Annotated in this window: 1 protein-coding gene; it reads right to left on the bottom strand. The window is 65.2% G+C overall.

Annotation, left to right across the window (positions count from 1 at the left end; translation table 11 throughout):
- The coding region (locus AC2Q9J_RS17865; protein WP_499042013.1) for an NUDIX domain-containing protein at nucleotides 1-240 on the bottom strand (240 nt) is incomplete at its 3' end.
- Nucleotides 241-279: the final 39 nt, after the last annotated feature.

The raw sequence follows: 279 nt of genomic DNA, 5'->3' as shown, positions 1-279 counted from the left end.
GTAACGGATCGGTTCGTCCAGCGCCTTGAGGATGGTGACATGCTCGCTCCGCACGCCGGTTTCCTCGTGCAGTTCGCGCAGCGCGGCCTCGCGCAGGTCCTCGCCGTCATCGGCGCCGCCCTGCGGCATCTGCCACCAGTCGCCTTCCTTGTTGTCGATCCGGCGGCCGACGAAGACCTTGCCGTCGCTGTTGACCAACATCTCGCCCACGCAGGGACGGTAACCGAGCCCATCGCTCACCTGTATCGCTCCACCATCAGTTTCACGGCGCCGAGAAAC

Source organism: Planococcus sp. RAB007_Raresut (assembly GCF_057369535.1).
This window is presented reverse-complemented; position numbering and strand designations above follow the sequence as displayed.